The sequence below is a fragment of the uncultured Campylobacter sp. genome (assembly GCF_937997465.1).
Taxonomy (GTDB): Bacteria; Campylobacterota; Campylobacteria; order Campylobacterales; family Campylobacteraceae; genus Campylobacter_A.
Genome location: NZ_CALKTQ010000085.1, coordinates 1 through 6,702, shown reverse-complemented (window position 1 = coordinate 6,702; position 6,702 = coordinate 1). Strand labels below are relative to the sequence as shown.

Annotated in this window: 8 protein-coding genes; 6 read left to right on the top strand and 2 right to left on the bottom strand. The window is 47.5% G+C overall.

The window, feature by feature from the left end:
* The 3 genes from Q0546_RS02540 to Q0546_RS02530 all read left to right on the top strand — a co-directional run.
* Positions 1-506, top strand: a 506-nt coding sequence (locus Q0546_RS02540) for an ATP-binding protein (RefSeq protein ID WP_298790243.1), incomplete at its 5' end; no start/stop codon positions are given.
* A 1-nt stretch (position 507) separates the two neighbouring features.
* The gene (locus tag Q0546_RS02535; RefSeq protein ID WP_298790240.1) at positions 508-1,188 is read left to right on the top strand and encodes a response regulator; all 681 of its coding nucleotides are present in this window, start codon (positions 508-510) and stop codon (positions 1,186-1,188) included.
* A 200-nt stretch (positions 1,189-1,388) separates the two neighbouring features.
* On the top strand, positions 1,389-1,712 hold the full coding sequence (locus Q0546_RS02530) for a hypothetical protein (protein WP_297987944.1): 324 nt from the start codon (positions 1,389-1,391) through the stop codon (positions 1,710-1,712).
* Positions 1,713-1,873: 161 nt separating this feature from the next.
* Here the strand turns inward: Q0546_RS02530 and Q0546_RS02525 are convergent, their stop codons facing one another.
* Positions 1,874-2,524, bottom strand: a complete 651-nt coding sequence (locus tag Q0546_RS02525) for a thiol:disulfide interchange protein DsbA/DsbL (RefSeq protein ID WP_298790238.1) — start codon at positions 2,522-2,524, stop codon at positions 1,874-1,876.
* 162 nt (positions 2,525-2,686) lie between these two features.
* On the opposite strand from Q0546_RS02525, the gene Q0546_RS02520 reads away from it, so the two are divergent.
* The gene (locus tag Q0546_RS02520; protein ID WP_291939157.1) at positions 2,687-3,529 is read left to right on the top strand and encodes a substrate-binding domain-containing protein; all 843 of its coding nucleotides are present in this window, start codon (positions 2,687-2,689) and stop codon (positions 3,527-3,529) included.
* A gap of 169 nt (positions 3,530-3,698) precedes the next feature.
* Here Q0546_RS02520 and Q0546_RS02515 read toward each other — a convergent pair whose 3' ends face one another.
* A complete protein-coding gene (locus tag Q0546_RS02515; RefSeq protein ID WP_298790236.1) occupies positions 3,699-5,471 on the bottom strand; it encodes an aryl-sulfate sulfotransferase in 1,773 nt (590 codons plus the stop codon).
* 201 nt (positions 5,472-5,672) lie between these two features.
* On the opposite strand from Q0546_RS02515, the gene Q0546_RS02510 reads away from it, so the two are divergent.
* Positions 5,673-5,876: a 4-oxalocrotonate tautomerase family protein gene (locus tag Q0546_RS02510; protein ID WP_002949321.1), complete on the top strand. Its 204-nt coding sequence runs from the start codon at positions 5,673-5,675 to the stop codon at positions 5,874-5,876.
* The gene (gene bcp / locus Q0546_RS02505; protein ID WP_298790234.1) at positions 5,873-6,370 is read left to right on the top strand and encodes a thioredoxin-dependent thiol peroxidase; all 498 of its coding nucleotides are present in this window, start codon (positions 5,873-5,875) and stop codon (positions 6,368-6,370) included. Before Q0546_RS02510 ends, bcp begins: the two co-directional genes overlap by 4 nt.
* Positions 6,371-6,702 lie beyond the last annotated feature (332 nt).

The window sequence follows — 6,702 nt, the reverse complement described above, 5'->3', positions numbered from 1 at the left end:
TCGAGATTTTTAGAAATTTTTATAAAAGCAGCGACAGCCCGCAAAAATTTAGCGTACAGCGCTGCATCAAAGACCTACTAAAGCTAATGCACACCGAGCTTAGTAAAGCAAACGTCGCGGTAAGCCTGCGCGAGTTTAAAGATGAGCAAGCGACTCAGCGAATGGGCATCGTGCAGCAAATTTTACTCATCCTCATACACAACGCTAAGGACGCGGTTGTGGAGCGATACAAAGACGAGATCGCCAAGCGGCAGGTTTTTTTGGACGTCAAATTTGAAAACGGCATGTGCAAAATATCCGTCACTGACTACGGCAGCGGCGTGAACAAGGAGCTTCGGGATAAAATTTTAACCCAGCCAAAAACCACCAAAAAACAAGGAAGCGGCATCGGGCTGTATTTTGGCAAAAAGCTCGCAAACGAGAAGCTTTCAGGCGACATCAGGCTGCTGAGTGCGGGCGATCCGACGACGTTTGAGCTGAGCTTTGAGATAAATTTAAAGGAATAAGATGCAAGAGCACTTAAAGCTGCTTAAAGACCTGACCGTCCTCATCGTCGAGGACGACGAGATCGCAAGGGAGCTGCTAATAAGTGGGTTAAAGCCATACTGCCTCAGCGTCTGGGGCGCTGGCGACGGGCTAGAGGGGCTGGAGCGCTTTAAAAAGCTAGCCCCTGCCATCGTCATCACCGACATCCACATGCCCGCGATGAACGGCTTTGAGATGATGAAGGAGATGATGCGCATCAAACCCGCGCAAAAATTTATCGTCTTTACCTCCTACGACACCGACGACAACCTCATCAAAAGCATCGAGCACGGCGCGGCGTCGTTTCTAAAAAAACCCGTCGATATCGCCGCGCTTTGCCGCCTGCTAGTGGCTCTAACCTACGAAAAGGACGAAAAGCTCGTGCGCCTTGGCCCACAAACCAGCATAAATCTCGCCAAAGAAAAGATCTACAAAAACGGCGAGGAGATCTATCTGTCATTTTTGCAAAACAAGCTCTTTTGGCTCTTTGCGTACAACTTAAACAAGCTCGTAAGCTACGAGATGATCGAGGAGTTCGTCTACGAGGGCGAGCAAACAAGTAAGGGCGCGATACAAAACGTCGTGCTGAGGCTAAAGAGGGAGCTGGGGGTTAAATTTAAAAATATTAGCGAGAGTGGATATATACTGCTAAGCGGCGAATAATCTAAATTTGGCGGCTTGTCTTTTTGCCCTATACGGCGCCCGATTTCGCTGCGGGCTGCAGTCACGTATTATATATACGCTCCTTTGCCCTTGCTCATCCGCCTTGTCTATGACAAAAATACTTCACCTTGAAATTCTACGTTCAAATTTGGCGTTAAACGCTAAATTTTATTTGCGGCTTGGCTCGCGAGCGCTTTTTAATGAGTTTTGTTTTTGCTCCTGCGGCAACCTATTTGGTTAGCCCTTGTCGCAAAAACTGCAACAACATTAAAAATCATCTCACGATACTTCGCTTTGACGTTTTATGTTCAAATTTGGCGTTAAATTTTATTTTGCGGCTCGTCTTTTTCCGTCATACTTCGCTTCGCTTCCCTTGCGGTCTCAACTGCAAGCAGAAAGCGGCTCGCTCGGCTTCGATCACGGGCGAGCGAGTCCGCTCCCTCGCCTCGTTTGCCGCTGCCTCGTCTGACGTAAAAATACTTCACCTTGAAATTTTACATTTAAATTTAAAGTCAAATTTTTAAATTTTAGCTCAAATTTTACCCGCCTAGACTCGCACCTTGAAAATATAAAATTTAGACATTATCGTTCCGCGCGGCTTAGCGATAAAATTTGCTAGAACCCTGCCGCTGCGGCTAAATTTAATGCAGCGCGTAAAACAAAGCTTGCTTTGACGCGGCGAAACCTATTTCGCCAGCAGCTCCTTTACCGCGGCGGCCATTTCATCGACGGAGCCGAACGAAGCCGTGTTTAAGAGATACTTGCCGCTGACGACAAATGCCGGCACGCCTGAAATCACCGCGACTTCGTAGCCCGCGTCCCACTGCGCGAGCAGAGCCTGCGCCTTTTTGCTAGCAAGCGCAGCTTCGTATTCGCTCATGCTCACGCCCGCGGCATCCAGCGCGGTTTTGATGAACCTTTGTTTATCACTGCCGCCGCCAAAATCATCCTTTTTGTCGTGGACCGCTTTGTAAATCGCGAATTTCGCCTTTTTAAATTTCGACTCGTCGCTTAGTAGGCTCACATTGTCCTTTTCATCAAGCACGATAAGGGCTGCGAATATACCGCTCGCCGTCTGTCCGAACACGCCCTTGGTCTTTAGATGCCACGGCAAAAACTCCGTCCCCTCAAGCTTTTTCATCAGCTGCGGCGTGACCGTCCTATCGAACGAATAGCAGTGCGGACACTCGTAGTTAAAAATTTTTACGACGCTGTTTTTCGGCACGTTTAGCGGCTTTTGCAGCACTTGATAATTAACGCCCACCTCTAGCGCGTTTGCACCGATGCCGAGCAGGCAAACGGCGGCTAAAGCTTTAAAAATTTTAGCGATTTTCATAAAATTCCTTTGCGGTAAATTTTAAAGATTGTATAAAATAAAGGGTAAATTTGAAATAAAATCTAAGCAACGAGCTTCTTTTTTAATTCTTTAACCATTTCGAGTTTAAGTTCCTTAGTTGTATAATGCCCGAAATTTTACATTTCAAAATAAGGAGTAGTTATGAAAAAGTCTATTTGCATCGCGATTTTGCTATGCGCCAGTTTGATGGCGAGTGAGTGCACCGCAGTGTATGGAGACGGAAAAACGGAGCTAAAGCTTGCTACGGGAAGCCCGGGAGAGCTTGGGCTACTCGAAGTTTTATCTAATGAATTTAGCAAGGCAAACGACACCAAAATTTGCTGGATAAAAGCAGGAAGTGGCCAGACTCTCGAACTTTTGAAAAATAAAAAGATAGATATCGCTATGGTTCACGCTCCAAAGGCGGAAATAAGCGCCGTAAAAGAGGGCTGGGCTACGCAAAGGACGTTGATCGGATCAAACGAGTTTTTTATCGTAGGGCCTAAAAACGATCCCGCAAAGATAAAAACCGCCCAAAACGTAACAGAAGCCTATACTGATATAGCCAAGTCCCAAAGCCTTTTTTACACCAGAGCGGACAACTCCGGAACTCATAAAAAAGAGCTTAGTATCTGGAAAATGGCAAATATCGTTCCGCAAGGCCAGTGGTATGAGGCAAATAAAGATTTTATGTTAGCGACTCTTTTAAAAGCCGATAAAAACGGAGCATATTTTATGAGCGATAGCAGTACTTGGGTCGTGGCGAAAAAAGATATAAAATCCAGCGAAATTCTATTTCGTGGCGATAAATATCTAATAAATACGTATTGCGCCCTAAGACAAAACGATAGCGATACTGCCGAAAGCAAGAAATCGAAAGATTTTATAGATTTCGTAGCTTCAAGCGCAGGGCAAGAGATAATTAAAAATTACGGTAAAGACAGATACGGCGAAGGGCTTTACAACGACGCCGCATACGCTCAGAAATATTTTATAAGCGAGTAGAATTTAAGTCTTAAAAGATAAAATTCGGCAAATTTGATAAGCCGAATTTCGACGACGCGGTGGGTAAAATTTAAGCAAGCGGGTTAAATTCCAAACCGAATTTAACCCGCCGCAGTAAATTCTAAATTTACTGCGGCAATCCCAGCAAATTTAATCTCGCCGCGAAATTTTAATAATCAAAAATATTCGGATCGATCACCAGCGCGCGGTAGGCTACGTCGTCTCTAGACGCCGACTCCACGTCCATTTCAAATTTAATGTCGTTTGTTTTCGGATCGATCTCCACGAGTACCATTTTGATCGTCTTATCGGGCTTTAGCAGATAGACGTTCGAGCTTGAGATGAAGTACGTGCTTTTATCCTTTTGCCACTCCACGTTGCTCGTAACCGCGCTATAGAAGTCAAATCCGCGCTCCTTGCCAAACTCCCACGTCTGCTCGACGGTGCCCTTTTTCTCGTCGATCTTGTACTCGACCGCGCGAGAGTATTTTTGCTCTTTTAGCGCAGGCTGCTCCATGCCGCGGCCGTCGCCGTTGTCAAATACGCTTATATGCTTTACGCTGCCCTTGTTATCGTAGCGCGGAGTGAGCCACGCGGTATGCTGAGTCCACGACCAATCAAAGTCGCCCTCGCATTTTGAGTTTTCACATTTGATTTTGTTACCGTTTTTATCGACGGGCACTAGCACCTTTTCTTTAAAGTCCGCGCTCCAGCCCTCAGGCGATGCGAGGATCCATTTTACCTTTTTGTCGCGGCCGATCTTAACTATACCTTGGTGGCGAAGCGAAAGGATGATGCCGTCGTCGCTAGGGTCATATGAGATGGAATTTACGTGCGCCCAGTTGCGTCCCGTGCCGGTCGAGGTCACGTCGCCGAATGGCAGATCGTCGCTGATTTTGATCTCTTTGGCGTCCATGTCGATATTTAGGCATACGGCGCGAGCGTCAAGAGCCTTGATGAGGCTGCTGCGGTAGACGTTTTTGCCGAAAATTTCATTCAGATCCCACTCATCCACGACCTTGCCGCTGCCGTCCACTTCGATGATGTGATCTCTGATCGTGTGCGAGATCCTGCCGTCTGCGTGGTGATAGTTGTATTTACCGACGCGAAGCAGCAAGTGATCGCCTTTTAGCGGCATCACCTCGTGGCTAAGGTCGATGTAGCCGCGCGGCAGCTCGCGATTATACACCTCCTTGCCCATCATATCGTAGCGCATATATCGCTGCGCCATGCCCCAGCTAAGATCGCCGTTTGGCAGCTGGTGAAAGCCCATCATCATGCCGCCGTCCATCACTCTGCGCTCGCTGCGGTCGTAAAATTTCTGATAGTCCAGATACCATCTGACCTCGCCCTGCGTATCGACGACGAAATTTTCTGTAAAGTCGTTCCAGCTAGCGGCACCGCCGTTTTTCCAATCAAGCGGCTTATAAACGCTCGTGATGGTGTTGTTGATGAGATAGAGCCTGTTTTTAAACGCGGGATCGACCTTTTTAACCTTCATCTTTTGCATGTGGCTAAATCTATAATCTCGGCTATACGTCACGATCGGCTGAGCGTAAATTTTATACTTTTCGACCTTCTTTTCGCCGTTAAAAACGTAGCTTACTTCGACCTCGTTTAGATAGTCCGGATACAGCCCCCAGATCGGCACGCCGTCGTGCGTCAGCAGCGCATGCTCGGAGACGTTATAGGCGATGTCGATGCCGCCGCCAGGTTTGCCCAGCACCCGCACATGGATATCCTTGATGTCCTTGCCCGCCCTATCGATGACGGCGGTTAAAGGCGCCACGTCGTAGGGGTTGATAAACACCGAGCCAAGCTCGCCCTGCACCTTCACGTGATGCGCTAGTACCGCAGCGCTCGCCGTCTGCGGCAACGCTATAAACGCGCCGCCCGCCAAGGCCGCAGCCAAAACGATAGAACCGAAAAAATTCTTACGCATATTCGCTCCTTTTGGGTAAATTTAGCTAATTTTACTACTACCAAGTCACATAATAATCATACTAGCTTTAAACTTTACTTAAATATCAAATTTAAAGCTAGGTTTTAATATGAAGGCTTAAATTTTAAAACGAGGGCGAGCCGGATAACGGGTTAAATTTTGATATAATTAGCCCGAATTTATCAAATTTAAGGAGAAAAAATGCCTTTCATAAACGTCAAAATGGCAGGCCCGGAGCCGACAAAAGAGCAAAAGCAAAAGCTGGTCGAGGAGATGACCGACACCATGGTGCGCGTGCTGGGCAAAAACCGCGAGCGAGTGCAAATTTATATCGAAACATACGACGCAAGCTCGATAGGCTCGGGCGGCAAGACGCTTGAAGAGATTAGAAAGGAGCAAAAATGAGCGAATTTTCAAAAGAGGATTTGGAGCGAAAAATCACGCTAGCAGCGGGCGATACGGCGCCAAATTTTACACTAGAAAACAGCGACGGCGTTAGCATCAGCCTAAAAGACTTCGTCGGCAAAAACGTCGTGCTGTACTTTTATCCAAAGGACAACACCCCGGGCTGCACGACCGAGGCATGCGAATTTAGCGCGCTTTACGACGATTTTATCGCTAAAGACACCGTGATCGTGGGCGTGAGTCCCGATAGCGTCAAATCACACGCGGGCTTTGCGCAAAAACAAAGCCTAAAACACATATTGCTAAGCGACCCGCAGCACGAAGCAGCCAAACTCTACGGCGTCTGGCAAGTGAAAAAAAACTACGGCAAAGAGTATCTGGGCATCGCGCGCTCGACCTTTGTGATCGGCAAGGACGGCAAGATCGCGAAGGTGTATAAGAGCGTGAAGGCGAAGGATCATGCGGCGAAGGTTCTCGCCGATCTTGTGAAGTGATTGCGGCTTGTCTTTTTCCTTTATACTTTGCTTTGCTTCGTTACACTCGCAACTGCAAGCAGAAGGAAATTTCGCCGAAGCTCGGTTACATACTACTTGTATGCGCCCTCGCTCGGCTAATTTCCGCCTCGTCTAAAGAAAAAATACTTCACCTTACCGTTTTATACTCGAATTTGAAGTCAAATTTGCAAATTTGAGTCACTGAGACCCACATTTTAAACCTGCGACGCTTTGCTCGCAGAGCAAAGCAGTGTCGCCACCTCTAACGTGCAGTGGGGTTGGAGAGGGCTTGGGAGAGGAAGGGGCGACGCTTCGTAAGTAGAACCCCTTCC